Origin of the sequence: Novosphingobium terrae (assembly GCF_017163935.1) — a bacterium.
In the GTDB taxonomy this organism is placed as follows: Bacteria; Pseudomonadota; Alphaproteobacteria; order Sphingomonadales; family Sphingomonadaceae; genus Novosphingobium; species Novosphingobium terrae.
The window spans coordinates 3,568,389-3,593,659 of sequence record NZ_JABVZR010000001.1 but is presented as its reverse complement, the minus strand read 5'-3'; the positions used below and the strand labels follow the sequence as shown (position 1 = coordinate 3,593,659).

22 protein-coding genes and 1 tRNA gene are annotated in these 25,271 nt (G+C 65.2%); 14 read left to right on the top strand and 9 right to left on the bottom strand.

The annotated features are described in order from the left end of the window. Nucleotides 1–210: 210 nt before the first annotated feature. Nucleotides 211–768, bottom strand: coding sequence for a peptide-methionine (S)-S-oxide reductase MsrA (msrA, locus tag HGK27_RS16105; protein ID WP_206241850.1), 558 nt, complete (start codon nt 766–768; stop codon nt 211–213). Nucleotides 769–891: 123 nt separating this feature from the next. Here msrA and aguB point away from each other — a divergent pair, with 123 nt between their 5' ends. The 3 genes from aguB (at nt 892) to HGK27_RS16090 (ending at nt 2,418) form a co-directional block, all read left to right on the top strand. Beyond that, nucleotides 892–1,761 (top strand): N-carbamoylputrescine amidase, encoded by an 870-nt coding sequence (aguB, locus tag HGK27_RS16100; RefSeq protein WP_206241848.1) that lies wholly within the window; start codon nt 892–894, stop codon nt 1,759–1,761. Continuing rightward, complete coding sequence (gene folK / locus HGK27_RS16095) at nt 1,748–2,323, top strand: 2-amino-4-hydroxy-6-hydroxymethyldihydropteridine diphosphokinase (protein ID WP_241127229.1); 576 nt, start codon at nt 1,748–1,750, stop codon at nt 2,321–2,323. Before aguB ends, folK begins: the two co-directional genes overlap by 14 nt. A 19-nt stretch (nt 2,324–2,342) precedes the next feature. Continuing rightward, nucleotides 2,343–2,418 (top strand) — tRNA-Lys (locus tag HGK27_RS16090). A 62-nt stretch (nt 2,419–2,480) separates the two neighbouring features. Here HGK27_RS16090 and HGK27_RS16085 read toward each other — a convergent pair. Both HGK27_RS16085 and HGK27_RS16080 read right to left on the bottom strand, forming a co-directional pair. After that, nucleotides 2,481–2,834, bottom strand: coding sequence for a hypothetical protein (locus tag HGK27_RS16085; RefSeq protein WP_206241844.1), 354 nt, complete (start codon nt 2,832–2,834; stop codon nt 2,481–2,483). A 470-nt stretch (nt 2,835–3,304) separates the two neighbouring features. Next, nucleotides 3,305–5,917, bottom strand: a complete 2,613-nt coding sequence (locus tag HGK27_RS16080) for an HWE histidine kinase domain-containing protein (protein ID WP_206243287.1) — start codon at nt 5,915–5,917, stop codon at nt 3,305–3,307. Between the two features lie 404 nt (nt 5,918–6,321). Here HGK27_RS16080 and HGK27_RS16075 point away from each other — a divergent pair, with 404 nt between their 5' ends. From HGK27_RS16075 to HGK27_RS16060, 4 genes are all read left to right on the top strand, one after another. Further along, on the top strand, nt 6,322–7,566 hold the full coding sequence (locus tag HGK27_RS16075) for an acyltransferase family protein (RefSeq protein WP_206241842.1): 1,245 nt from the start codon (nt 6,322–6,324) through the stop codon (nt 7,564–7,566). A gap of 269 nt (nt 7,567–7,835) precedes the next feature. Beyond that, entirely contained in the window at nt 7,836–10,103 is a 2,268-nt protein-coding gene (locus tag HGK27_RS16070; RefSeq protein WP_206241840.1) for an NADP-dependent malic enzyme, read from the top strand. A 186-nt stretch (nt 10,104–10,289) separates the two neighbouring features. Continuing rightward, on the top strand, nt 10,290–12,023 hold the full coding sequence (locus HGK27_RS16065; RefSeq protein WP_206241838.1) for a tannase/feruloyl esterase family alpha/beta hydrolase: 1,734 nt from the start codon (nt 10,290–10,292) through the stop codon (nt 12,021–12,023). A gap of 122 nt (nt 12,024–12,145) precedes the next feature. Beyond that, on the top strand, nt 12,146–13,078 hold the full coding sequence (locus tag HGK27_RS16060) for a magnesium transporter CorA family protein (RefSeq protein ID WP_206241836.1): 933 nt from the start codon (nt 12,146–12,148) through the stop codon (nt 13,076–13,078). 168 nt (nt 13,079–13,246) lie between these two features. Here the strand turns inward: HGK27_RS16060 and HGK27_RS16055 are convergent, their stop codons facing one another. Both HGK27_RS16055 and HGK27_RS16050 read right to left on the bottom strand, forming a co-directional pair. Further along, nucleotides 13,247–13,687, bottom strand: a complete 441-nt coding sequence (locus tag HGK27_RS16055) for a DUF4826 family protein (RefSeq protein WP_206241834.1) — start codon at nt 13,685–13,687, stop codon at nt 13,247–13,249. Between the two features lie 306 nt (nt 13,688–13,993). Then, on the bottom strand, nt 13,994–15,004 hold the full coding sequence (locus tag HGK27_RS16050) for an LLM class flavin-dependent oxidoreductase (RefSeq protein WP_206241833.1): 1,011 nt from the start codon (nt 15,002–15,004) through the stop codon (nt 13,994–13,996). A 178-nt stretch (nt 15,005–15,182) separates the two neighbouring features. On the opposite strand from HGK27_RS16050, the gene HGK27_RS16045 reads away from it, so the two are divergent. Next, the gene (locus tag HGK27_RS16045; RefSeq protein WP_206241832.1) at nt 15,183–15,341 is read left to right on the top strand and encodes a DUF3309 family protein; all 159 of its coding nucleotides are present in this window, start codon (nt 15,183–15,185) and stop codon (nt 15,339–15,341) included. A gap of 23 nt (nt 15,342–15,364) precedes the next feature. On the opposite strand, the gene bla is transcribed toward HGK27_RS16045, so the two are convergent. Continuing rightward, on the bottom strand, nt 15,365–16,387 hold the full coding sequence (gene bla, locus HGK27_RS16040) for a subclass B3 metallo-beta-lactamase (RefSeq protein WP_241127227.1): 1,023 nt from the start codon (nt 16,385–16,387) through the stop codon (nt 15,365–15,367). 116 nt (nt 16,388–16,503) lie between these two features. Between bla and HGK27_RS16035 the strand changes: the two genes are divergently transcribed. Together HGK27_RS16035 and HGK27_RS16030 are read left to right on the top strand one after the other, a co-directional pair. Continuing rightward, nucleotides 16,504–17,376 carry a LysR family transcriptional regulator gene (locus HGK27_RS16035; RefSeq protein ID WP_206241831.1) on the top strand — a complete coding sequence of 291 codons (873 nt, stop codon included), beginning with the start codon at nt 16,504–16,506 and terminating at the stop codon, nt 17,374–17,376. Nucleotides 17,377–17,456: 80 nt separating this feature from the next. Then, nucleotides 17,457–18,236 (top strand): class I SAM-dependent methyltransferase, encoded by a 780-nt coding sequence (locus HGK27_RS16030; protein ID WP_206241830.1) that lies wholly within the window; start codon nt 17,457–17,459, stop codon nt 18,234–18,236. A 1-nt stretch (nt 18,237) separates the two neighbouring features. Here HGK27_RS16030 and HGK27_RS16025 read toward each other — a convergent pair whose 3' ends face one another. Then, nucleotides 18,238–20,091: an FUSC family protein gene (locus HGK27_RS16025; RefSeq protein ID WP_206241829.1), complete on the bottom strand. Its 1,854-nt coding sequence runs from the start codon at nt 20,089–20,091 to the stop codon at nt 18,238–18,240. Between the two features lie 85 nt (nt 20,092–20,176). Between HGK27_RS16025 and HGK27_RS16020 the strand changes: the two genes are divergently transcribed. From HGK27_RS16020 to HGK27_RS16005, 4 genes are all read left to right on the top strand, one after another. Then, a complete protein-coding gene (locus tag HGK27_RS16020) occupies nt 20,177–21,712 on the top strand; it encodes an ABC1 kinase family protein (RefSeq protein WP_206241828.1) in 1,536 nt (511 codons plus the stop codon). Nucleotides 21,713–21,927: 215 nt separating this feature from the next. Further along, nucleotides 21,928–22,755: an aldo/keto reductase gene (locus tag HGK27_RS16015; protein ID WP_206241827.1), complete on the top strand. Its 828-nt coding sequence runs from the start codon at nt 21,928–21,930 to the stop codon at nt 22,753–22,755. Nucleotides 22,756–22,867: 112 nt separating this feature from the next. Further along, the gene (locus HGK27_RS16010; RefSeq protein ID WP_206241825.1) at nt 22,868–23,407 is read left to right on the top strand and encodes a hemerythrin domain-containing protein; all 540 of its coding nucleotides are present in this window, start codon (nt 22,868–22,870) and stop codon (nt 23,405–23,407) included. A 177-nt stretch (nt 23,408–23,584) separates the two neighbouring features. Beyond that, a complete protein-coding gene (locus HGK27_RS16005; protein WP_206243283.1) occupies nt 23,585–23,857 on the top strand; it encodes a GCG_CRPN prefix-to-repeats domain-containing protein in 273 nt (90 codons plus the stop codon). Nucleotides 23,858–23,911: 54 nt separating this feature from the next. Here HGK27_RS16005 and HGK27_RS16000 read toward each other — a convergent pair whose 3' ends face one another. Both HGK27_RS16000 and HGK27_RS15995 read right to left on the bottom strand, forming a co-directional pair. Beyond that, nucleotides 23,912–24,331 (bottom strand): secondary thiamine-phosphate synthase enzyme YjbQ, encoded by a 420-nt coding sequence (locus tag HGK27_RS16000; protein WP_206243281.1) that lies wholly within the window; start codon nt 24,329–24,331, stop codon nt 23,912–23,914. Nucleotides 24,332–24,357: 26 nt separating this feature from the next. Next, nucleotides 24,358–25,125 (bottom strand): SDR family oxidoreductase, encoded by a 768-nt coding sequence (locus tag HGK27_RS15995; RefSeq protein WP_206241823.1) that lies wholly within the window; start codon nt 25,123–25,125, stop codon nt 24,358–24,360. Between the last annotated feature and the right edge of the window lie 146 nt (nt 25,126–25,271).

Here is a 25,271-nt window from a genome sequence, read left to right as displayed (position 1 = left end):
ATGACGTCTTCCGACGCACGGGCAGTGATTCCCGATCCGTGCGCCTCAACTCTCCACCTGCGCAAAGGAAAGGCGCCGCAGGCAGAAAGCCCCGGCGCCTTACGATAATCTCCAATTTTAAAGCCTGCGACGTTGCTCTAAGGCTGAACCCGATGCGCAACGTAGACATTAAAGGGAGCGCGAGGGTGTAACACCCTCGCATTCACCTCTTTAACCTTCTGCGCCTTCCTTCACCTTGGCTGCGAACCCTTTGCGCAGCTTGGCCAGCTTCGGCGGGATTACGGCCATGCAATAGGGGTTGCGCTGGCCTTCGCCGTCCCAATAGTCCTGATGGTAGTCCTCGGCGGCATACCACTCGGCGGGGCCTTCGATGGTGGTGACGATGGGCAGCTTGTGATCTTCCTGCGAACGCTCGATCGCAGCCGAAGCCTCTGCCCGCTGCTCGTCCGACAGGGGGAAGATCGCCGAGCGGTATTGCGTGCCGATGTCGCCGCCCTGACGGTTGAGCTGCGTCGGATCATGCGTGGCCATGAACACATCGAGCAGATCACCATAGGATAGCACCGAGGGATCATAGGTGATGCGGATCGCCTCGGCATGGCCGGTGGCGCCGCTGCACACCTGCTTGTAGGTGGGGTTGGGCACGGAGCCGCCGATGTAGCCGCTTTCCACGTTTTCCACCCCGGCGCACATGCGGAACACGGCCTCGGTGCACCAGAAGCAGCCGCCGGCGACGATGGCTTGGGGAAGGGTGGCAGTGTCGGCCATGGGGGAATCTCCGTTTGGGGGGGCTGGGCCCAAGTGGCGATGATGAGACGGTTTCGCAAGAGGGCGTTAAGTGCAGGCGCCCCGCGATAGACTTTGTAACAGAGGGGGCATAGGAGACGGGCCATGACCCAGACTCGCACGCTTTCCGTCGCCGCCCTGCAACTCGCCCTGCCTTCGTGGGATGAGCAGGAGAGCATTGCCGCCGTCTCCGCGCTGGTGGAGCAGGCCGCGAAAGAGGGGGCGCAGGTGATCCTGCCGCCGGAACTGTTCAGCAGCCCCTATTTCTGCACCGTGGAGGATGAGGCGCTGTTCGCTCTGGCCAAGCCTACGCTGGAGCATCCCAGCGTGCTGGCGATGCAGAAGCTGGCCAAGGGGCTGGGCGTGGCGATCCCCACCAGCTTTTTCGAGCGTGACGGGCATCACTATTACAACACGCTGGCGATGATCGATGCCGATGGCGAGATCATGGGCACGTACCGCAAGAGCCATATTCCTGACGGCCCGGGCTATGAGGAAAAGTATTATTTCCGGCCCGGCAACACCGGTTTCAAGGTGTGGGACGTCTTCGGCGCGCGCATCGGCGTGGGCGTCTGCTGGGATCAGTGGTATCCCGAATGCGCGCGGGCGATGGCTCTGCTGGGCGCGGAGGTATTGTTCTACCCCACCGCCATCGGCTCCGAGCCCTATGACGCCAATCTGGACACCAGCCGCATGTGGCGCCGCGCGATGATCGGCCATGCGGTGAGCAATTGCATGCCGGTGGTGGCGAGCAACCGCATCGGCGTGGAGGGCGAGAACACCGTCCAGACGTTCTACGGCCACAGCTTCATCAGCGACGAATGGGGCGATCTTCTGGGCGATTACGGCCGCGAGGATGTCGGCGTGCTGACCGCCACGCTGGATCTGAGCCGCGCCGCGATGCACCGTGCGGGCATGGGCTTTTTCCGCGATCGCCGCCCGCAGCTTTATGGCCGCCTCGTTGAGGATATCTGAGGCGCCGGTTGAGGGCTCTGGCGGGGGCTGGCTCTATCTGATCGCGCTGGGGTCGAATCAGCGGCATCATCGTTATGGCGGGCCGCGCTTTGTGTTGGGCGCGGCGGTGGAGGCCTTGCGTGAGGCCGGGGTGACGGTGCTGGAGGTGGCGCCGGTGATCGATAGCGCTCCGTTGGGGCCGAGCTTGCGGCGCTATGCCAATGGCGCGGCGCTGGTGCGCTCTTCGCTGGGGCCGGTGGCGATGCTGGGGGTGCTGCAGGGGATCGAGGCTGCTTTCGGGCGCAGGCGGGCGCGGCGCTGGGGCTCGCGGGTGCTGGATCTGGACATCGTGCTGTGGGAAGGCGGCAGCTGGCGCTCGGGCGGGACGGGGCGTCAGGCCTTGACCGTGCCGCATGGCGCCTACCGCGAGCGAGGCTTCGTATTGGCCCCGGCGATGGCGATTGCGGCAACGTGGCGAGACCCTTTGACGGGCTTTACCCCCAGACATCTTCACAGCCGCTTGACCGCGCGGGCGCGTGCCCCTAGGGGAACGCCTCGCAACGATGGCGCCGATGCGGTGTAAACCGGCCCGGCGCCCGGTGGGGCCCTTAGCTCAGTCGGTAGAGCAACTGACTTTTAATCAGTAGGTCGCTGGTTCGAATCCAGCAGGGCTCACCATTCCATCATGTCTGCCCATAGCCACCCCCGCCGGTCAAAGCCGGCGGGAGGGCATGTTGGCGTCAGAAGCCGTCGCGGCGCATCCAGTGGATCTGGCGGCTGATCCCGTCGAGGCGGCCCTGCACCTGGGCGCGCTGGCCCGGCGTCAGGCGGCCGGCGTCTTCCCAATGCATGCGGTGAATCCACTGATCCACCCCGTCCAGCTCATGGTTGACCCGCGCGGCCTCGCGGCGGTCGAGGCTGCCGTCACGCAGGCCATTGCCCACGCGGTCGCGCAGGAAGTGGATGCGCTCATAGGGATTGTCGGGAGCGCCGCGCCAGAAAGCCCCGGGGTTCCACGGCCCGGGCTGGGCACTGGCGACACCGACGGTCATCAGGCTGGCAGCAACGGCGAGAGTCGCAATGGCGAGTTTCATAAATCCTCCTGACAGTAAAAACGCCCGAGAAAATCAGGCGAGCGTTTTGATCGCACCTTGTCTTTGCCGGTCGACGCGGGGACGGAGCTGTCCCGTGGCGTCGAAGCGGCAAGGGCTCTTTGGGCGTCCTCATCTGAACGGTTTTGGAATGCGGAAAGCAGCCATCGTTCAACGCAAAACGGGGGAGCAGGTCCGCGCTGACCAACCGGCTGCTGGTCGGCGCGCTCGATGCTCTCGACGGCAGCGTCGTGGCGGCCAAGGGACTGGTGGCATAAGGGGCTTCGCGTCGAATGGAGTCCGGGCCGGCGCTGCCGCTATCCTGAAAAAGCAAGGATTTGCGATTAAGCTTTCCGCCCATGTTTGGTTAGGGCCATGTTCATCATTGCCCCGCTAACCACCCCTCAGGCGCTGCGGCTCTTCCGAATGTTCCCCTAGGGGACGCTACGGATATGCCGAGCGCCTGACCTGCCTTAGCCGACCACTTCCGGCTCGCTCTCCAGCCCCAAAAGCTCCACGATCGCCCGCCCGATGTTGGCCGTGGTATAGGGTTTTTGCACCACCAGCCGCGAACGATGCTCCATCGGCAATTGCGCCTGCTCGCCATAGCCCGAGGCGAAGAAGAAGGGCACGCCCATATCCAGCAACCGGCTGGCGATGCCGAAGCTGTTGCGGTCCCCCAGATTGATGTCGAGGATCGCCAGATCGGGCTTCACATCGTCCAGAATGTCATGCGCCGCCTCGGTGGTGGAGGCTGTCGCGATGGAGGCGCCGAAGCGCACCAGAATATCTTCGGCATCCAGCGCGATGATCAGGCTGTCTTCCACCAGCAGCACCGATTTGCCCGACAGAAAATTGGGCGTGAAGGAGAAGTTTTCCTGCGGATGGGCGTGGGGGATGCGGATCTTCTTGCCCGCAAAGCTCTTGCGCTCCGAAACATGGCGGGCGGGAATGCAGAAGCGCGCCTTCACCCCATCCGGATCGTAGCGGATGTCCGCCGTGCCGCCCAGATCATAGGGCACCGAACGCTCGATGATGGTGGTGCCGAAGCCCTTGCGGCGCGGGGGCTGCACCGGCGGGCCGCCGCTTTCCACCCATTCGAAGCGCAGATCGCCCGCTTCCTCGCGATACCATTTGATATGGACTTCGCCCTGTCCCGAAAGACTGCCATATTTGGTGGAGTTGGTGACCAGCTCATGCACCACCAGCGCCATCGAGGAATAGGCCTGCGGGTTGAGCAGGATCGGCGGACCGTCCGACAGGATCGAGCTTTCCTTGTCGGCGGCAAAGGCGGCGGCCTCGGCCTCGATCAGCGCCTCCAGAGGGGCGGGGCCCCAGTGGTCGTCGGTGATCTGGTTGTGGGCGCGGGCCAGCGCATGGATGCGGCCATCGACGACGCGGACGAAATCCTTCACCGCCTCCTCATCGGGCTGCGACTGGCGGATCAGGCCACGGATCACCCCCAGAATGTTGCGCACGCGGTGATTGAGTTCCGCGATCAGCAATTCCTGCCGCGCATTGGCCTGATGGCGATGGGCGGTAGCCTCGTCGGCCAGGCGCAGCACCACCTCGATCAGCGTGGCGCGCAGGGTTTCGGCCACGCGAATCTGCGAGTTGCTGAAGGGCGTGGATTTGCCCTCCACCAGCTCATGCCATTCGGCGAAGCTTTCGCGCGGGGTCAGGCGCGGGCCGTTGGGGCCATAGGTGACCGGCTTGTGCGGATCGCCCGCCCAGCGCACCTGCGAGCGCATCTCGCGCCGGAACAGCACCACATAGTCACGCGGCGAGCGCGAAATGGGGATGGCCAGCAGGCCCGAGGCCAGTTCGGCAAAGGTCTCCGCCCCATCGACCAGTGAGCCGATATGATCGGTGGCATAGACCTTGCCCGCCGCCGTGCCGTTGAGGGCGCGGATGATGCGGCGGAAATCGTCGGTGGGGGGCGTTATGCCGGAGAAGGCATAGCCGCCGTTGATCCATACGCCCACGCCATCGGCAGGGATGGCATTGGTCAGGATGTCACCCAGCCAGTCGGGATCGTTGAGCAGCGTTTCATCCGAGGCCACGGCGCTGAGCAGCTGATCGGAAATGTCACGTGCGCGGCGTTCATAGTCCACCAGCTCGCGGCGTTCCCGGCTTTCCAGCCGCATGGCGAACATCTGGGCGAAGAGTTCGCTCAAGGAGCGCAATTCATAGCTGGGCGCGCGTGGGGCGTAATGGTGGCAGGCAAACAGGCCCCACAGCTCGCCATCGACCACGATGGAGATCGACAGCGAGGCTTCGACCCCCATGTTTTTCAGATATTCGATATGGATCGGCGAGACCGAACGCAGGACCGACAGCGACAGGTCCAAAGGCTTGCGGTTGGCATCGAGCGCGGGAACGATCGGCACCGGCTGGGCGTGAACATCGCGGATCAGCCGCAGTAAATTGCGCTTATAGAGCTGGCGGGCCTGCTGGGGAATGTCGCTGGCGGGGTAATGCAGCCCCTTGAAGCTGCCGATGCCCGAACGGCAGGCCTCGGCCACCACCTCGCCCGAGCCGTCGGGGGCGAATTTGTAGACCATCACCCGGTCATAGCCCAGCAGGGCGCGGATCTGGCGGGCGCCCTCGCGGTAGAAGGAGGGCAGGTCGGGCTGGGCATCGAGCCGCACGATCAGGCTGCGCACCGTGCCATTGGCGTCGCCATTGTGCTGCGCGCCGGGCTCGGCCTCCAGTACGATCTGGCCGCCCGAGACATGGATGGCGATGTCGAAAAAGCGCTCATCCTCGGCGAAGGTGGCGCCGAACATGCGTTCGACCATATCGGGGTTGGTCAGGCAGGCCACACGGTTGCGCAGATTGTGGATCAGCACGCGCGGCACGAAATCGGCCAGCGGCTGGCCGATCAGCTGCTCGGGCGAAACCCCCAGATACTCGCCGATGTTGGCGGAGACGCGGGCCACCAGCCAGTCCGAGGTCAGCGCCAGCAGGAAGCCCGAAGGCTGGATGGCCCCCAGCAGATGAATGGGCTCACGATCGCAATTGGTAAGGTCGACCGTTTGCTCTTGTTCTGACACGAAGGCTTTGTCCTGCTCTGTAAGATGCATGTGATCCTGCAAAAGGGAATGCACGGGGCAAACTCCCGTTCCCACAGGGCCTTGGGTTCCAAAGGCCTGGCGAGCACCTTGGGGATGCTCCTGTGCGCTTGCGGGGCATACCCGTCAAGCCATGAGCAGGTTGGGATTCGGGGGGATCGCGGCGCCTTGAGGCGTGGTTTTGAGCGCATGAAGCATCCGCTTTGGGCATTTTAGCGCGGGCTGGGCAGGGTTTCGCGGGCCATCGCTCCGCTTCGGAGGTTTCGTGCCGTTCCCTTCGCGAGGGGGGATGTTAGGCCACAAGGGTTCTGCGGCGCCCCCCAGCCAGCGGAGGACGGCGGGGCGTGGCGGCAAGATGGCCAGACCCGGTCCGCAAGGGGCGGCTGGCGGGCCGGGAAGGGGCTGCGATGGAATCCATGCTGACAAGCCCGCGGCTGACGGTGGTGTCGCCCCCTTGCGCGCCTCATGCTGCGGCCTCGCCGTCCGGCGCTGCGGTGCCGGGCGATGGGGCGCGTTACGACCGGGTCGATGCCCTGCGCGCTCTGGCGATGGCGGCGGTGATCGCCCAGCATACGGATATTCTGCCCTTCGGCTGGCTGGGGGTCTGGGTGTTCTATGTGATCTCGGGCTTTGTGGTGACCCTTTCGATCCGCGCCGCCGCGCCGGTGGCGGGTGCGGCCCAACCCGCGACGAAAGGGGCGATGTTGGCGGGCTTCTACATCCGTCGCGCGGCGCGCATCATGCCGCTCTATTGGCTTTATGTGGCACTGGCCGGGCTGATCACCTTCTGGCTCCCGGGGCCGGATGACCCGTGGGAGATCCTGTCGCAGGCCAGCTTCACCTATAATTTCTATCTGCTCGATCATCCCGAAATATCGGTGGTGCCTACCACCCATCTCTGGACCATCTCGGTGGAGATGCAGTTCTATGCGCTGGCGGGGATCGCCATCGTGCTGCTGTCGGATGGCGCGCTCAAGCGCTGTCTGGCCGGGGTGGTGGTGGGGTGCCTGCTGGGGCGCATCGCTTTGATCGGCCAGTTGCAGCATTTCAACCAGTCGGCGCATATCTCCTTCCTGCATTTCGATGCCTTCTCGGCGGGCTGCCTGCTGGCGCTGTATCGGCGAAAGATCGGGGCGATGCAGGCCTCTTTCCTGATGATGCTCGGGGTGATGGCGATGGCCCTGCTGGTGGCGGTCTATGCCGTGGTGAACCACCATCTGGGGGCGCAGGGCATCGAGGTGGTGCAGAAGATCCTCTCGGGCGACGGCATGGGGCAGGGGCGCGGCGCCTTCATCTTTTCCGCAGCGACGATGCTGGGGGTCGGCTGCGTGGCCATGGCGGCGGCGGGGCGCGGGTGGTTTCCGGCGCTGCTGGGGTGGCGCTGGCTGGCGCGGATCGGGCGGGCGTCCTATTCCGGCTATCTGCTGCATTTCGCCGTGATCGAGGGGCTGCGCGAAGCTGTGCTGCTGCTGATCGGGCATGACCCCATGCGCAGCGGAGCCGGTGCCATACAGATTGCCTTCCGTCTGGCATTGTTCGTAGCGTCCACCGGGATGACGGTGCTGCTGGCCGATCTGTGCTACCGCTGGCTGGAGATGCCGCTGGCCCGGCGCTGCCGCCGCCTGCTGGAAAAATGTCTGCTGAGGCCGGCGCTGGCCTGACGATCAGACGCCGGACCGGGCCGGGGCGGCAAGGCGCAGCCAAGTGCAGCATGATTGCATACCACGCGCAGATGGGCGCAAAAACTGCAACGAACCAAGCGTAAAAACCGTGTCGGTTCGCTCTCGCCTCGGCAAGATGAATGGGTTAAGGCCCTGACTCGCGCGGCGGGTTCGTATGCATAAGGCATGTGTCTTAACGCATTGGCCCGCTTGCGTGTCTGCCGGGCATTCCTGCCGGGTATCCTGCTGCCCTTGCTCAAGGTTTGAAGATGGACGATACGCTTTACCGCGCCGCACTCGATTACCACCGCTATCCCAAGCCGGGCAAACTCAGCATCGAGCCGACCAAGCGCATGGTCAACCAGCGCGACTTGGCGCTGGCCTATTCGCCGGGCGTGGCCATCCCCTGCACCGAAATCGCCGCCGACCCTGACAAGGCGCTGGAGTATACCGCGCGCGGCAATCTGGTAGCCGTGATCTCCAACGGCACGGCGGTGCTGGGTCTGGGCGCGATCGGCGCGCTGGCCTCCAAGCCGGTGATGGAGGGCAAGGCGGTCCTCTTCAAGAAATTCGCCGACATCGACGTGTTCGACATCGAGGTCGACACCACCGATCCGCAAAAGTTCATCGATGCGGTGGCCCTGCTGGAGCCCACCTTCGGCGGCATCAACCTTGAGGACATCAAGGCCCCCGAATGCTTCTTCATCGAGGCCGAGCTGAAGAAGCGCATGAACATTCCGGTGTTCCATGACGATCAGCACGGCACCGCCATCGTGGTGGCCGCCGGTGTGCGCAATGCGCTGGTGCTTCAGGGCAAGGAGCTGTCCGAGGTCAAGCTGGTCACCTCCGGCGCGGGCGCGGCAGCGCTGGCCTGCGTCGATCTGCTGGTCTCGATGGGGCTGCGGATCGAGAATGTCACGCTGACCGACAAGGATGGCGTGATCCACAGCGGGCGTGAGGGCATGGCCCCCAACATGGCCCGCTATGCGCGCGAAACCAACGCCCGCACCCTGCCCGAAGTGCTGCCGGGCGCCAATGTGTTCCTCGGCCTCTCGGCGCCGGGCGTGCTGAAGCCCGAATGGCTGCCGCTGCTGGCCGAAAAGCCGCTGATCTTCGCGCTCGCCAATCCCGAGCCGGAAATCCGCCCCGAGGTGGTGCGCGAGCAGCGCCCCGACGCCATCGTGGCCACCGGACGTTCGGATTATCCCAATCAGGTCAACAACGTCCTGTGCTTCCCTTACATCTTCCGCGGCGCGCTCGATGTCGGCGCCACGGCGATCAATGAGGAGATGAAGGCGGCCGCGGCCGAGGCCATCGCCTCGCTGGCGCGCCTGCCCGCGCATGAGAGCGTGGCCCAGGCCTATGGCGGCCGCCGCCTGACCTTCGGCGCGGAATACATCATCCCCACGCCCTTCGATCCGCGCCTGATTTCGGAAATCGCCCCTGCTGTCGCCAAGGCGGCGATGGACAGCGGCGTGGCCCGCAAGACGATCGATCTCGACGCCTATCGCCGCTCGCTGGCCGAGCAGAACCTGCGCTCGACCCATCTGATGATGCCGGTGTTCGAGGCGGCGCGCGGCACCAACAAGCGCGTGGTCTATGCCGAAGGCGAGGATGAGCGCGTGCTGCGCGCCATTCAGGACGTGCTGGACGAAGGGCTGGCCAAGCCGACCATCGTGGGCCGCCGCCGCATCCTCTCCAAACTCATGCCCGAACTGGGCCTGCGTTTCGCGCTGGACCGCGATGTCGAGGTGATCGATCCTGAGACCGATCACGAAATCCTGCGCCCGCTGGTCGAGGCCTATCGCGAGATCGCCGCGCGCAAGGGCGTGCCCTCGCAGGAAATTCCGCGCCATGTCTATCGCCGCCCCACGGTGACGGCAGCCATGCTGCTGCGCACGGGCCGGGTGGATGCCGCACTGGTGGGCGGCAAGTCGGAATATTGGAGCCAGATCGAACATATTCTGCGCATCATCGATCCGCTGCCGGGCTTGCAGCGCGTCTATGCGCTGTCGGGCCTGATTCTGGATGCGGGCGCGCTGTTCATCACCGACACCCATCTGGTGCCCGATCCCACGCCGGAGCAGATTGCCGAAATGACGGTGCTGGCCGCAAGCCATGTCGCGCAATTCGGCCTGACGCCGCGCGTGGCGCTGCTCTCGCACTCCAACTTCGGCTCCTCGCACAGCCCCAGCGCGCGCAAGATGCGCGCCGCCTTCAAGCTGGTGAAGCAGCAGGCGCCCGATCTGCAGGTCGATGGCGAAATGCATGCCGATGCCGCGCTCTCGCAGCGCCTGCGTGAGACGCTGGTGGGCGACAGCCCGCTGGAAGGCCCGGCCAACCTGCTGGTCATGCCCAATCTGGATGCTGCCAACATCACGCTGACGGCGCTGGCGGCCTCTTCCAGCTCGCCCACCGTGGGGCCGATGCTGATGGGCCTGTCCAAGCCGATCCATGTGCTGACGCCTGGCGTGACCGCGCGCGGGATTCTGAACCTGACGACCATTGCGGCGGCTGAAGTGGCCCATCGCCAGTAAGTCTCTGCCAGACTGACCATCAGGCGGCGGGCTTGCTCAGGCAGGCCCGCCGTTTGTGTGTCTGGCGCGCAAGGCCTCCTTTCGCTGATGCTATGGATTGCGACAAAATTCCGATGGGCCGGGCGATTGATGCGCCGCGCCCATCGGTGCAGACAAGGTACGATGGGATCGGCACAAGGGAGGACGATGATGGTTCGAGCAGCAACACCGGCAAGGCCGGGCAGCCTGCGCAAGGGGGCAGGGTGGCTGACTGCCATGATGGTGGCGCTGGCCGTGATGCTGGGGCTGGCGGCGCCGGCTCAAGCCGCGCCCGCGCCCGCTCTGGCCGGCGTGGCGCCGTTGCGCAGCTGCGAGAGTCTGGCCCAGCTCGATCTGTCCGCTGCCACAGGCGCCAAAACGTCCATCACCGCCACGCAGGTCTCTGGCGATCATCCCTATTGCAAGCTCACCGGCACCATTGCGCCGGCCATCACCTATGAGGTGCGCCTGCCGCTTCAGGGCTGGAGCCAGCGCTTCCTGCAGACCGGCTGCGGCGGCCTGTGCGGCAATCTGCGCATCGATGTCTCCAAGGCGGAGGATTGCACCCCGGCCACCGATGGCACGCTGGCGCTGGCCAGCACCGATATGGGCCATCAGGGCAATGACACTGCCTGGGGCGACAACCAGCAGCAGCGCGAGGATTTCGCCTTTCGCGGCGTGCATGCCACCACGCTGGCGGCCAAGGCGCTGATCCGCGCCTTCTATGGCCAGCCGCAGAAATATGCCTATTTCGCCGGATGCAGCGATGGCGGGCGCGAGGCGCTGATCGCCGCCCAGCGCTACCCCGATGATTTCGACGGCATCACCGCCGGGGCTCCGGCGATGAATTTCCATATGCAGAACAGCTTCCATCACGCCTGGCTGGCCAGGGTGAACACCGGCGCCGATGGCCAGCCGCTGATCACCGCCGTGGATGTCAATCCGATCCATGCCGAGGTGCTGCGCCAGTGTGATAAGCTCGACGGGCTGGCCGATGGCCAGATCACCGATCCGCGCCTGTGCCGTTTCAACCCCGCGCCGCTGCTCTGCAAGGGCGTCTATGAGGCAGGCAAATGCCTGACCGCCGTTCAGGTCGAGGCCGTGCGCCGGATCTTCGGCGGCGCGCGCGACGCCAAGGGCCGCCTGCTGGAGGTCGCCCCGCTGCAGCCGGGCAGCGAGCTGAACTGGGTGGGCGTTTTCGTGCCGCCGCGCCCCGGCATGCCGATCTTTTCGGGCCGCATTGCGCTCGATGCCATCAACCATGTGATGTTCACGCCCAATCCGGCCACGCCCTACACCATCGCGGATTTCCCCTTCGACGATGCGATGCTGGCCAGGCTGCAACCGGCCCGCGCGCTGTACGATGCCACCAACCCCGATCTCTCGGCCTTCTTCGCCCATGGCGGCAAGCTGATCCTGTGGCACGGCTGGAGCGATCCGCATATCAGCCCGCTGGGCACGCTCGATTATTTCGAGCGCATCGGCCTCAAGCTCGGCAAGGCGAAGCGCGATGCCTCGGTGAGGCTGTTCCTCTTCCCCGGCATGAGCCATTGCTCGGGCGGCGACGGGCCCAGCGAGTTCCCGATGCTGGCGGGGATCATGGGTTGGGTGGAGGATGGTGCCGCCCCTCAGGTGATGCTGGCCCATCGCGCCGGGCAGACGCATGAGGGCCAGCCCACGGCGCCCTCCGGCATGATGGCCAAGGGCCCGCCGCCTGCCGATGGCCCGCCTCCGGGCATGATGCCGCCTCAGCCCAAGCTGCCGCCGCGCAGCCGTCCGGTCTATGCCTATCCGCAGGTGGCGGTCTACACCGGCAAGGGCTCGATGGATGAGGCGGCCAGCTTCACCGCGAAGACCCCGGCGCCGGTCGATGGCCTCTCCCACTGGCTGGGCGCCCGCTGACCGATCGCAGGACGTAAAAAAGGACCGGCGGGGGTGGCCTCGCCGGTCCTTTTTCATTGTAGCGCAACATTCGGCGTTTCAAGATGTTGGCATGCGGGGGATAAGGAAGAAACGGAAGATCCATGCTGACTGCAATTCCTTCTGACGCCGCCAAACCGGTCTGGATCGACCTGCTGACCCCCGATGAGGCCGAGATCGCCCGCATCGCCAAAGACTATGGCATCAAGGTGCCCGACCGCGCGGCTCTGCGCGAAATCGAAGCCAGCAGCCGCCTGCGCGCCGATGGCGACACGCTCTATATGAGCGTCCCCATGCTGGCCCATACCGACACCGAGCGTTGGGAAACCGCGCCCACCGGCTTCATCCTTTCTCCTGACGTGCTGGTGACGGTGCGCTACGCCCCGCTCGGCGTGTTCGAGGGCGTGATGACCGAAGCGGGCGAGGCCAAGGGTTTGACGCCCTCCATGGCGCTGGTCATGCTGCTGGAAGCGGCGGTGGACCGCGCCGCCGATCACCTCGAACATGCCGCCGAACTGGTGGGCGAGGTGGCCCGCACCGTCTTCTTCGAGGATATGGGGGACGGCGGTCTGGCCCGCGAAACCCGCGTGCTGCGCAAGACGATCCGCACCATCGGGCGCGCCAATGATCGCGCCTCGCGCGTGCGCTACATGTTCCTGAGCATGGGGCGCATGGCCAGCTTCGTGGGTGACCGCTGCACCCCCAAGCTTGAGCAGGACATCAATGACAGGCTGACGGCGATCAACCACGACATCGTCTCGCTGGATGAGTTCGAGGTGAGCCTCTCAGGCCGCATCCAGCTGATTCAGGATGCCGCGACCGGGCTGATCAGCATCGAGCAGAACGATGTGGTCAAGCTGCTGACGGTGGCCTCTGTGGTGGGCATCCCGCCGGTGCTGATCGTGGGCATCTATGGCATGAACTTCAAGAACATGCCCGAGCTGGGATGGGCATGGGGATATCCCTATGCTTTGGGACTATGCGTGCTGTCGGCGGTGGTGCCCTATCTGTGGTTCAAGTGGCGGGACTGGATTTGAAGGAGGTTTGAAGGGTTTGCCTCCGGCGGGCAAAGGGCCATCGCCCTTTGCAATCCCTTTATTGTCTGCCTCGCGCCATGGGTGCGGCCTCAGAAGCAGGAGGTGGTGTGGCAGCTATTGTAGGCCGCTTCGCGGGAGGTGAATGGCGGCTAAGTTAGGGGAAGCGGACTAAGCTTCCTCCGCCCAATTTTCATCGTCGGCAGCAATTTCCAGAAACATCATCGCGCGCTCAGCCAACAGCGGAGCCAACTCCCGAGGCTGTTCGCCATCTCCCATTCGCCAGCCTTCAACTTCCTCCCCGCTTCGCCAGCGCTTTGCTGCCTCTTGCCAGCGAAGCCCAATATCGCGTAGCCCCTGACGAGGATGACGCTCTGCCCCGCATTCGATGTAATCCGTTGGAAAATCACCCGATACGGCCCACCAACCGACCCATCCGGGGGCCTTGACACTTTCAACCGCCCAAATCGATATGAGTGGCGCGACATGCCATGCCGGCCACTCACCAACACTGGTCGAAGGGCACTTCTCGAAGGCGAGATAGGCAACCACATTGGCCCGCTGCTCCGCACACCATTGCTCTTCTTGTTGGGTGGAAAGCTCATCAGACATACCCCATGAGAACGAAAAATTATCTCATGGTCAACCTCATAAGATGTCTGCAATGTTGTCGTGTCCGGACAGTCCGCTTTGCAATTCAGAATATGCATTAGCGGCTCTTGATGCGCCGCAGGCAGTCAATATCTGGACGATGGGCTGGGCTGGGCTGGGCTGGGCTGGGCTGGGCTGGGCTGGGCTGGCAAAGTCAAAGCCCGCCAGGCTGTGAATGCGCATCCTCGGCTGAGATCAAGACGCAACGCAGACACAAATGGGAGCGCGAGGGTGTAACACCCTCGCATCTTCCCTTTCTTCTTACTTTCAAACCGAAACCGAAGCTTTCCCCACCATCTCCATAGCCTCGGCGGCGATCGAATAACTCTTCAGCCGCGCGTCATGGTCGAAGATCTGTCCTGCGACGATCACCTCATCGGCCTGAGTCCGCTCCAGCAACGCCGCCAAGCTCTTCGCCACATCCTCGCGCGTGCCGATGGCGGTGCATTGCAGCATCTGGTCCAGCATGGCGCGCTGATGCACCGGCAGATTCTCATAGAACCCCTCCAGAGGCGCGCGGAAGGGGCCGCTGCCATGACCGCTGCGCAGAGCAACGAATTTCTGCTGCATGGAGGTGGCGATAAAGCGCGCTTCTTCCGCCGTATCGGCGGCGAAGATGTTGAAGCCCACCGTCACATGCGGCTTGTCCAGCACGGCGGAAGGCTGGAACTGGTGGCGATAGACCGCCAGCGCGTCATCCAGAGCGGCGGGTGCGAAATGCGAGGCAAAGCCATAGGGCAGGCCCAAAGCCGCCGCCAGCTGCGCGCCATAGGTGCTGGAGCCCAGAATCCACATCTCGGGCGCAGCACCCGCGCCCGGCACGGCGGTAAAGCCCATGCGCGGATCGCCCGCGAAATAGTTCTGCAGATCCACCACCTGCCGGGGGAATTCTTCCGGATTGCCGTGGCGCAGCGCCATCGCCACCCGCCCGTCCGAGCCGGGAGCGCGCCCCAGCGCCAGATCGATGCGCCCCGGGAACAGCGCATCCAGAGTGCCGAACTGCTCGGCGATTTGCAAAGGGGCATGGTTGGGCAGCATGATCCCGCCCGATCCGATGCGGATGGTTTTCGTTGCGTCACCGACATGGGCCAGCACCACCGATGTCGCCGCGCCGCCTACGCCTTGCATGCCATGATGCTCGGCCACCCAATAGCGGTGGTATCCGGCGCTTTCGGCATGGGCGGCCAGGCTGGCGGCATTGGCCAGCGCCTGGCTCAGGCTGCCCCCATCGTTGACGGGGACCAGATCGAGGACGGAGAGGGGGACGGGGGCTGTCATGCTTCCCAGAGTGGGGAGAGCAAGGTCCTGATACAAGAGGTCTTGCGGCAAGCCGCTGGCTGGCGGGATGGGCCGGCCAGCCAGCGCCGCCAATCCCGCCATGGAACATCCGCTTTTGGTAAACATTCCATCCCCCGCTAACCGACATCACTGATCTTTTACGGGAAAGGATGGACCTATGCTGACCATCGTGCTCATTGTGCTGCTCGTCTTGTGGCTGGGCGGCTCCTTCCCTCGCGCGGGGGCCTACAATGCCAATTGGGGCTATGCTCCGGTGGGTCTGGGCACCATTCTGATCATCGTTCTGCTGGTTCTGGTGCTTCAGGGCAGCGTGTGAGGGGGCGGCGTGATTAGCCGCTTCTAACGCTTTGCCTCTTCGGCCAACTGGTCGCTCAACCGTTTCTCGAAAGCATCGGCGGCCTTGCGGCAGCCCTGCGGATCGATAAACGGATTGGGCGACCTTTGGCGCAACAACTGCTTCTGCTTGGCCTCACCATCCGAAAGTTCCGGATGCGATGTCAGAACCAGATCGCAGGGCATGCCGCGCAATTTGGTGATCGAGCGCCGAATAACCTCCACCCGCCCGCGATGCGCCGGCGTCGAAAAGCGATAGCCACCCAGCGCGACAGCATTGATGCTGGCGGCGAAGACCACCGTTTCGCAGCGCTGTCCCTCGCAGCTTTTCCAGCTCCAGCTTGTCGAGCCGGGCGTATGGCCGGGCATGGCGACGGCGGTCACCGTCACATCGCCCAAAGTGATGCGCTCACCGTCGCGCACGGCCCGGATGTTGCGCGGCGCGGGAAAGCGCTCCAGCCCCGAGGCCTGAGGATCGCTGGGATCGAGCCCGTGCGCTCGCAGCACCGGCACCGCCGCCGCGCCCGCCAGCACGGTGGCGCCACTGTCACGCTCCAGCGCGGCGATGCCCCCGGCATGGTCGAAATGCGGCTCGGTGGAGAGGATCAGCTTCACATCGCGGATCGAGAAGCCCAGCGCGCGCATATGCTCTTCCACCGCGCGCACGCCCTGAGGGACGCTGCCGTCGATCAGGATCAGCCCGGCGCTGGTGCGGATCAGCGCCACGCTCACCCCGCCAAAGCCGACGAGATAGGTGTTGCCATAGACCCGCACCGGCTGGGCCGGGGTGAGGAAGCGCTTGGCCGAATAGGCTGGCGCGATGGGGCGCAGCAGCGGGTCATCGGCGGGAGTCTTGGCAGCAAGGGCGGGCGCGGCGCCCAAAGCCGCAATCAGGCTCATGGCAAGGGTGGTGGTCAGTCTGGGCATGGTGTTCCTCTCTGTTTCGGCCCGGAGCGCCTGCGATACGGCATCGGCAAGGCCCAAAGCTGCAATCAGGCTCATGGCAAAAGCGGTGGTAAGTCTGACCATCGCGGCGCTCCCGTCTGGTTGGTCGTTCCGGTTGATGTCCCCCTTTCGCAACGCTGGGCGCTCATCACAAAGCATCAATTCTCGACAAAGCCATGAATTGAATTCATGGTTTGCGCATGGACCGCTCCCGCCTGCCGCTCAACGCCCTGCGCGCCTTTGAGGCCGCCGCGCGCCACCTCTCCTTCACCCGCGCCGCTCGGGAATTATGCGTGACGCAAGGCGCGGTCAGCCATCAGGTGGCGCTGCTGGAACGGATGGTTGGCGCCCCGTTGTTCCGCCGCCTGCCACGCGGGCTGGCACTCAGCGATGAAGGGCTGGCCCTGCTCCCCAGCGTGGGCACCGCCTTCGACATCATCGGCGCAAGGCTCGACGGTCTGGCGGGCGGCGGCGTGGAAGAGGTGCTGACGCTGGGCGTGGTCGGCACCTTCGCCTCGGGCTGGCTGCTGGACCGGCTGGATGATTTCACCACCACCCACCGCCATATCGACCTGCGCCTGCTCACCAACAACAACCGCGTCGATCTGGCGGGCGAGGGGCTCGATCTGGCGATCCGCTTTGGCGATGGCGCGTGGCACGGCACCCATGCCGAACGCATCATGCCCGCGCCGCTGACGCCCCTTTGCGACCCAATCACGGCGGCGCGTCTCCACAGCCCCGAAGACTTGCTGCGCGAAAGTCTGCTGCGCTCCTACCGCGCCGATGAATGGCCGCGCTGGCTGGGCGCTTGCGGTCTGGCCTGCCCGCCCCTGCGCGGGGTGATCTTCGATGCCTCGGTGCTCAGCGTCACGGCGGCGATGGAGGGGCGCGGCGTGGCGCTGGCCCCCGCCGCCATGTTCGCGCGGGAACTGGCCAGCGGCCGCCTCGTTCGACCTTTTGCACAGGAGGTCGATCTGGGCGCCTATTGGCTGACGCGCCTGCACACCCGCGCGGAAAGCCGCTCCATGCGGCAATGGCGCGACTGGCTGATGGGGCAGGCGGCTCCAGCCTAGGCCTTCTTATAACAGGATAAGATCGCAACTGGTCCTAGGCTAAGAAGAGGTTCACCCAGCGGCCAGAAGGAGAGCTTTCGATGACCCCCACCCCTGAATCTGTGGCTCATGACACGCTGGTCCAGCACCAGTTCGGCCCCCGCGCTTCGGCCTATGTTTCCAGCGCCGTCCATGCCAGCGGCGAGGATCTGGCCGCCATCGGCGAGATCGCCCACCGCCATGCCCCGGCCCATGCGCTCGATCTGGGCACGGGCGGCGGCCATGTCGCCTATGCGCTGGCCGCGCACGCCGCGCAGGTGACCGCCAGCGATCTCTCGCCTGCCATGCTGGAGGTGGTGGCCGCCACCGCCGCGCAGCGCGGCCTCACCAACATCGGCACCAAGGCGGGTCCGGCGGAAAATCTGCCCTTTACCGATGGTACATTCGATCTGCTCGCCTGCCGCTTTTCGGCGCATCACTGGCAGGATTTTGTCGGCGGATTGCGTCAGGCGCGGCGGGTGTTGAAGGCTGGCGCGCCTGCGGTGTTTGTCGATGTGGTGTCTCCCGGCCCTGCCGCTTTCGACACCCATCTGCAAACCGTTGAATTGCTGCGCGATCCCTCGCATGTGCGCGACTATACGGTGGCGCAGTGGCTGGAGGCTTTGGAGCAATCCGGCTTCCGCGTGCAGTCCGTGCAGACCCGCCGCCTGCGCATGGAGTATGAAAGCTGGGTCGAACGCATGCAGACGCCGGAAATCCATCGCGCCGCCATCCGCGCCCTGCAGCAGATCGCGGGCGCCGAAACCGTCCGTCACTTCGAGATCGAGGCCGATGGTTCCTTCACCATCGACACCGCGCAGATCGAGGTGATCGCGGCGTAATCTATCTGGGCAGGTCCGCCAGCCGCTCATGCCAGGCGGCGGCGGCCTGTCCGGCCACCAGACGCAGCGCGGTCAGATCGGCCAGATCTTCGGGCGCGCGGTCGCGCAGGCGCTGCACCGTGCTGCCCAGATCGTGCAGCGCCATTTCCAGCTCGATGCTGGCCAATCCTGCCGCGCGCCTTGCCGCATGCACCTGAGCGAAGGGCGCAAGGGTCTCCACAGCGTCCAGATAGGCGCGGTTGGCTTGCAATGTGTTTTTCAGCGTGGCGCGCAGCCGGGGCCGCCGCTCGGGCCAGACCGCCAGCACGCTGAGCAGCGCCACCAGACTGCCCAGAGTGTTGTCGGCAATGCGCGCGGTGGCGATGCCTTCTCCCGGATGCAGCAGGGCTGTCACCGTGACGAACAGCACCGTCAGAAACACCACGAAGCTGGTGTAGTTCACGCTGCGCAGCGCGATAGCCAAGGCCGCCAGCACCACGCAAAGCGCGGCCAGCAAGGGCACCGGATAGGCGACATGCAGCAAGGCCGCCGCGCCGACACCGCCCAGCAGGCTGCCGCAGATGCGCTCCATGGCGCGCATCCATGTGACGCGCGTGCCCTTTTGCAGCACGACGACCACCGCCATCGACCCCCAATAGGGATAGCCCAGATGAAAGGCCCGCGCCGCGATATAGACCAGCAGCACGCCGGTGGCCTGCCTCAGCGCCTGCCTGAGCGCGGCGCGCGTCGCCACGGGGCGCGGTAAGGGCGGCATCGCGGCAGGCGGCCCGCTCTGCTTCAGCGTGGCCAGCGCCTGACCCAGCGCGCGCAGACAGCCGCTGACCAGAGCCCCGCGCAACCTTTCGCGCCGATGCTCCACCAGCTTGAGCCAGCGGTCGATCACGCCGCTGTTGGTCTGGAACGCACGAGGTGTGCGGCGCCATGCCTCCAGCCCGCTATGGAAGGTACGGGCCACCGCCAGCCTTTCATGCGCGGGGCCGGTTTGCAGGATAAAGGCATGGTCCAGCGCGATCAGGGCGCTGAACACGGTCTCTGCCGCCTCCTGAGCGCGCAGATAGGGCGCCAGCCTTTCGGGCCTTTCATCGGCATGCAGCGGCAGCAGCGCGCCCAGCCGCTCCAGCGCCAGACGCACGGCGCGGCGATGCTCGCCATGAGCGCGGTGCCATTGCGCGTCGCGATGCGGGCCTTCTCCGGTGGCGACCAGATCGGCGGCCATATCGGCCAGCCGGGCCACAACGGCCCGTGCCGCCAGATCGAGCGGGGCATGCGGATCGATCCGCCAGACCCCGTGGATTAGCGCATAGGCCCAGCCCGCGCCCAGCAGGAAAGACACCGCCTCGATCAGCGCCTGGTGTATCGGCAGCGGAAAGCCCACGGCCACCACCGCGACCACCGCCAGCAAGGTGGCGAGCAGATTGGCATTGGCGACGCGGGCGGGCAGCAGGATCGAGAGGAACACCAGCACAGGCCCGGCCACCAGCGCCGCTGTCGGCCCCCAGAAGGCCAGCCATGATCCGGCAAAGGCGATGACGGCCCCCAGCACCACGAAAGTCCCCAGCAGGCGCCGCTGGCTGCGCCCCGATCCCGGCCCGACGCACAGGCAGGTCCAGAAGGCGGCGAAGATCGACCAGCCAAGGGCGTAAAGTCCGCTCGCCAACACCAGCACCAGCGGCACGCCGACAGCCACGGCGGCGCGCAAACCCTCGGCGGGGTTGAAATATTCGGGAACCAGACCGATGGCCCGCACTTCCAGTTTGCGGGCGATGCGGCGCAGCAGCGGTCCGCGTGAGGGCGTGCTTACAGGGCGGCCATCCGGGGCAGGTCTTGGCTTGCGGCGGTGGCTCGGGGCATTCATGCTGTCTTCTGTGCCATCAAATGGCGGGCGGGTCATCCGATTGTACGCTCTGGTTCATGTAAGTTCTGCGTAAAAGGATGTGGTGATGATCAAGACTCTGCTGGTGGCCGCGCGGGACCGCAACCGGCTCGGCGAGATTCTCCAGATCGCCTCTCGCTTCGGACTGGGGCTGCTGCTGGCGCAATTGGGGCTGGAGCGCGGCGGCGATGCAGATGGCGACGATGATCCCCGCAGCCTGCCGCTGCGCACAAGGCTGGCGATGGAGGAGCTGGGGCCCACCTTCGTCAAGCTAGGTCAGATTCTGGCGACGCGCGGCGATCTGCTGCCGTCAGAATGGATCGCCGAACTGGAGCAATTGCATTCCCGCGCGCCAACCCTGCCCTTTGAGCAATTGCGCCCGGCGGTGGAGGAAGCGCTGGGCGGCGCGCCAGAAGAGATCTTCGCCCATTTCGATCCCGAACCGCTGGCGGCAGCCTCCATGGCGCAGATCCACCGGGCGCGGCTGGCCGATGGTCAGGAGGTGATCCTCAAGATCCGGCGCCCCGATATCCGCCCGCGCATGGAGGCCGATCTACGGCTGATCGCGCAAGGCGCGGCGCTGGTGGAGGCGGCCAGCACGGCGGCGCGGCGCTTTGCGCCGGTGGCGCTGATGCGGCAGCTGGGCGATGCGGTGCTGGGCGAGCTGGACTTCACTATGGAGGGCCGCAATGCCGACGCCATGCGTGAGGATTTCGCAGGCGAACCGCGTGTGGAAATTCCGCGCATCCATTGGGACTGGTCCTCCGAAACCTTGCTGGTGATGGATTACGTTGAGGGCCTGCCGCCGCGCGATGCCGAAACCTTACGCGCCGGCGGCATCGATCCGGAGGCCATCGCCGGTCTGGGCGCTGATCTGGTGCTGGATATGGTGCTGGTGCATGGGCGCTTTCATGGCGATCCGCATCCGGGCAATCTGCTGTGCCTGCCCGGCAACCGGCTGGCGCTGCTCGACTTCGGAATGATCGGCCATGTCTCGCCCCGGCGGCGCGAGGAGTTTATGGCTTTCGTGCAGTCGCTGGCGATGGGCGATCCGGCGCAGCTGACCGACATTCTGGCCGTCTGGGCCGAGCAGAGCGCCGGGCAGGGCGTAGAGGCGGTGCCCCGCCCGCAGATCGCTTTGGCAGCGGACAGGCTGATCGCGCGCCATGGTCGTGGGCGGCTGGTGTTGCGCGCACTGGTGGGCGATTTCCTGCCGCTGATGCGCGAGGTGGGGCTGACCATGCCGCCCGACCTGTTGCTGATCTTCAAGACTTTGGTGACGCTCGACGGTGTGCTGACGGCGATCTGCCCGGATTTCGATCTGTCGGGCGCGATGGAGCGGTCCTCGCTGCGGATTGTGCGGGCGCGGCTCTCGCCCGAGCATTGGCGGCCCACGCTGATGGCGCTGGCCTGGGAGCTGGGGCGGCTGGGCGAGGATGCGCCCCGCCTGCTGCGCGCGGCGATCCGCCGTCTGGAGGCCGAGCCGGTGGAAAGCACTGGCGCTGCGCAATTGGCCCCGGCGCTGCGGGAGGGCGCGCGCTGGATTGCGGGCGGAGTGATCATCGCTGCGGCGATGGTGGCGGGGGCATTGATCTGGCACTGAGCATCGCGCGAAAAAGTGGGGACCGGTTTTTCGCAAAAGCGACGCGAGCACAAAAACGTGCATCGCGCGAAAAAGTGGGGACCGGGTTTTCCCAAAAGCGATGCGATAATGCCGTGGTCTGTGCGGCAGACGCGCTGGAAATTCGCATTAACGCATTGAATCGGAAGCATCCTCTCCCATCTCGGCCCGGTATGGCCTGATAAAGGACTGGTTTTATGACGATCGCTCCCACTCTCTCCCTGCGTGGCGGGGCTTCGATTCCGCAACTTGGGCTGGGCACCTGGCCGCTCGACGATGCTCAGGCGGCCCGCGCTGTCAGCACGGCGATCCAGCGCGGCTATCGCCTGATCGATACGGCGGAAAATTACGGCAATGAGCGCGGCGTGGGTGAGGGCGTCCGCCAATCCGGCCTGCCGCGCGACGAGATCTTCCTCACCAGCAAGTTCAACCGCCAGTGGCACAGCGTCGACGGCGCGCGCACCGCTTGCGAGGCCAGTCTGAAGCGGCTGGGTGTGGACTATCTCGACCTGCTGCTGATCCATTGGCCCAACCCCGATCAGAACACCTATGTCGAGGCTTTCGCAGGCCTTGTGAAACTGCGCGAAGCGGGGCTGGTGCGCGCCATCGGCACCTCCAACTTCAAGCAGGCGCATCTGCTGCGGCTGATCGACGCCGGTTTCGTGCCGGAGGTCAATCAGATCCAGCTCGATCCCCGCCATGGGCGCGGTGATCTGCTGGCCTTCCACAAGCTGCACGGCATCGTCACCGAGGGCTGGAGTCCGCTGGGGCAGGGCAATGATCTGCTGGCCCATCCGGTGCTGGCCGAAATCGCCGAGGCACATGGCCGCACAACGGCCCAGATCGCGCTGCGCTGGCAGGTGCAGCAAGGGATCATTCCCATCCCCAAATCCGCCGATCCCGCGCGGCAAAGCGCCAATCTGGATGTCTTTTCCTTCACGCTGAGCGCGGAGGACATGACCGCCATCGCCGCTCTGGATGAGGGTGATAGCGGTATCGCCAATTCCGACACATTCGGGCACTGAGATAGCACCTGAGGCCTGTGGATAAAAGTTGCGTGAAACAGTGCGAAACCATGGAACCAAAGGGCTTTTGCAGGCTTCTTTGACTCGATAATCCGAAATCGAGGGGCTTGCCATGATCGACCCGCAGTTCACCGACGCCATCGCCGTGCTCAAGGCCGGGCATCGCGAGGTTGAGGATCTGTTCGAGCGGTTCGAAGCCACCCGATCCCCCGCCCGTCGCCGCAAGCTGGCCGCGCAGATCTGCGCCATCTGGAAAAGCCAGATCGCGCTTGAAGCTGGCCTGTTCTACCCCGCCCTGCGCGGCCGCGTCGCCGACGATCTGCTCGACCGGGCCTGTGGTCTGCATGCGCAGGCGGCAGGGCTGGTTGCGGCGGTCGAAGCGGCGGAAACCGGCACCGGCGAATCCGGCATTGGCGATGATGGGCTGGCGGTGATGGTCGCCCGCCTGTCGCGCGCGGTGCGTGGCCAGATCGCCGAGGATGAGCGCTTTGGTGAGGGCATCTTCGCTCTTGGCCGCCGCGCCGGGACCGATCTGGTGCGCTTGCGCGATGCCATTCTGGCACGCGGCGCGGCGATCACGGCGCCGCTGGGTCAGGCCCTGACCGCATCCTCTGCGGGCCCCTCCGTGCCGCTGCGTCTGGTGGCGGCTTAATTCGTTTATTGTCCCTGCATGAACAATAACATGCCAGCCATGACATGTTCAGAAAGACTGTGCTGTATAGACCGTGTTGACGCCGAAAAGCAGTCGGCGCCGAGCGTTACACAGCCAATCACCTGCTTTGCGGCTATGCGACCAGCCGCCTGATCCAAAGATGGGAGAACAACCATGATGAAACGCGCACTTCTTATTGCCCTTGCCGCCGGCTCGGCGCTGGCCGCCGCTGCGCCCGCCGAAGCACGCGAGGGCTGCGGCCCCGGTGGCCATCGCGGGCCTTATGGCCACTGCCGTCCCAACCGTGGCCCCGGGCCGCGTGGTCCCGTTGTGGGCGTTGGCCCTGGCGGCCTGATCATCGGCAATTTCTATCAGGGCCGCGGCTATTGGGACGGCCATCGCTATTGGCAGCATCGTGAGCGTCATCGCGATGGCTGGCGCTATCGCTAAGCCTTTTGCCGCGTAAGGCTTGAAGGGGAGTCGGACGTCGGTCCGGCTCCCTTTTTATGTGCCCAGCAGATGCAGCACGATCTCGCGACGATGCGGCGCCCGGCGATGCTCGAAGAGATAGACGCCCTGCCATGTGCCCAGCACCGGCCTGCCGCCCGCAACCGGGATCGACAGCTGCACCTGTGTCAGCGCGGTGCGCAGATGGGCGGGCATATCGTCCGGCCCCTCATCGTCATGCTCATAGGCGCGCGGGTCTTCCGGGGCGAGGCGGGCGAAGAAATGCTGCAGGTCGGTCTTCACCTCCGGCGCAGCATTTTCCTGAATCAGCAGCGAGGCCGAGGTGTGGCGGCAGAACACCGTCAGCAGGCCATCACGGATGTCGGTCTGCTCCACCCAGCGCAGGATCTCGCGGGTAAACTCGACCAGACCCTGACCATGGGTGGCCACCGTCAAAGTGGTGATCGCCTGCCGCATGGTCATGGGTCTGATCCTTCTTTCGCTTACTGCTCTTCGCGGGCCTTAGCCGCGAAAGCGTTGAGCTGCACAAGGGTTTCATCGAAACGGCCCTGCGCCTCGGCAAAGCGCAGGAATTTCACGCGCTCGACAAGGATTTCGGCGGGGGTGGGGGCCTGCTCGAACAGGGCGATCACTTCATCGGTGAACTCGCCCAGCGGCTGATAGCCCGGGCGGTTTTCCTGACCGGGCGTCAGGCCGGTCTGCACGGCGGGCGGCGCCAGCTCGATCACCTCGACCTTGCCCTTCAGCACCTCGCGCAGGGCTACGGTGTAGGAGTGGATCGCCGCCTTGGTGGCATTGTAGGTGGGGGTGGTGGTCAGCGGCACAAAGGCCAGACCCGAGGTGACATTGACGATCGCGGCATCGCTCTGCGCCGAAAGATGATCCACCAGCGCATCGATCAGCCGGATGGGGCCCAGCAGATTGGTGGTGATCGTCGCCTCGGCATCGGCAAGGTCACGCTTCTGCGTGGCATCCTCGAAACGCATGATCCCGGCATTGTTGATCAGCACATTGAGCGCTGGATGCGCGGCCAGCAGGCGCCTGGCAAAATCCGCCACGCCATCGGCGCTTTCCACATCCAGCGTCAGCGCATGCATGTTGGGGCGGCCCGCAATGGCCTGATCCAGCGCATCCTGCCGCCGCCCGGCCACGATCACCGTGTTGCCGGCATCATGAAAGCGCTGGGCCAGCGCCGCGCCGATGCCCGATCCGCCGCCGGTGACAAGAATGGTGTTGCCGCTGTTCTTCATGGGAGGTCTCCTTGGAAGGAAGGCTTTGGGGAAGGAAGGCTTTGGGGAAGGAAGGGATGAGCCTTATTTAAACCGCTGCTCACCAATGGTAAGAAGGCACCTCAAAGATTGATACTTACCTGAAAGAGAGTGTCGGTATGACGCCC

Coding starts and splice junctions, on each gene's coding strand:
- msrA (WP_206241850.1), bottom strand. CDS start 768: ATGGCCGACACTGCCACCCTTCCCCAAGCCATCGTCGCCGGCGGCTGC.
- aguB (WP_206241848.1), top strand. CDS start 892: ATGACCCAGACTCGCACGCTTTCCGTCGCCGCCCTGCAACTCGCCCTG.
- HGK27_RS16085 (WP_206241844.1), bottom strand. CDS start 2,834: ATGAAACTCGCCATTGCGACTCTCGCCGTTGCTGCCAGCCTGATGACC.
- HGK27_RS16080 (WP_206243287.1), bottom strand. CDS start 5,917: ATGCATCTTACAGAGCAGGACAAAGCCTTCGTGTCAGAACAAGAGCAA.
- HGK27_RS16075 (WP_206241842.1), top strand. CDS start 6,322: ATGCTGACAAGCCCGCGGCTGACGGTGGTGTCGCCCCCTTGCGCGCCT.
- HGK27_RS16070 (WP_206241840.1), top strand. CDS start 7,836: ATGGACGATACGCTTTACCGCGCCGCACTCGATTACCACCGCTATCCC.
- HGK27_RS16065 (WP_206241838.1), top strand. CDS start 10,290: ATGATGGTTCGAGCAGCAACACCGGCAAGGCCGGGCAGCCTGCGCAAG.
- HGK27_RS16060 (WP_206241836.1), top strand. CDS start 12,146: ATGCTGACTGCAATTCCTTCTGACGCCGCCAAACCGGTCTGGATCGAC.
- HGK27_RS16055 (WP_206241834.1), bottom strand. CDS start 13,687: ATGTCTGATGAGCTTTCCACCCAACAAGAAGAGCAATGGTGTGCGGAG.
- HGK27_RS16050 (WP_206241833.1), bottom strand. CDS start 15,004: ATGACAGCCCCCGTCCCCCTCTCCGTCCTCGATCTGGTCCCCGTCAAC.
- HGK27_RS16045 (WP_206241832.1), top strand. CDS start 15,183: ATGCTGACCATCGTGCTCATTGTGCTGCTCGTCTTGTGGCTGGGCGGC.
- bla (WP_241127227.1), bottom strand. CDS start 16,387: ATGGTCAGACTTACCACCGCTTTTGCCATGAGCCTGATTGCAGCTTTG.
- HGK27_RS16035 (WP_206241831.1), top strand. CDS start 16,504: ATGGACCGCTCCCGCCTGCCGCTCAACGCCCTGCGCGCCTTTGAGGCC.
- HGK27_RS16030 (WP_206241830.1), top strand. CDS start 17,457: ATGACCCCCACCCCTGAATCTGTGGCTCATGACACGCTGGTCCAGCAC.
- HGK27_RS16025 (WP_206241829.1), bottom strand. CDS start 20,091: ATGAATGCCCCGAGCCACCGCCGCAAGCCAAGACCTGCCCCGGATGGC.
- HGK27_RS16020 (WP_206241828.1), top strand. CDS start 20,177: ATGATCAAGACTCTGCTGGTGGCCGCGCGGGACCGCAACCGGCTCGGC.
- HGK27_RS16015 (WP_206241827.1), top strand. CDS start 21,928: ATGACGATCGCTCCCACTCTCTCCCTGCGTGGCGGGGCTTCGATTCCG.
- HGK27_RS16010 (WP_206241825.1), top strand. CDS start 22,868: ATGATCGACCCGCAGTTCACCGACGCCATCGCCGTGCTCAAGGCCGGG.
- HGK27_RS16005 (WP_206243283.1), top strand. CDS start 23,585: ATGAAACGCGCACTTCTTATTGCCCTTGCCGCCGGCTCGGCGCTGGCC.
- HGK27_RS16000 (WP_206243281.1), bottom strand. CDS start 24,331: ATGCGGCAGGCGATCACCACTTTGACGGTGGCCACCCATGGTCAGGGT.
- HGK27_RS15995 (WP_206241823.1), bottom strand. CDS start 25,125: ATGAAGAACAGCGGCAACACCATTCTTGTCACCGGCGGCGGATCGGGC.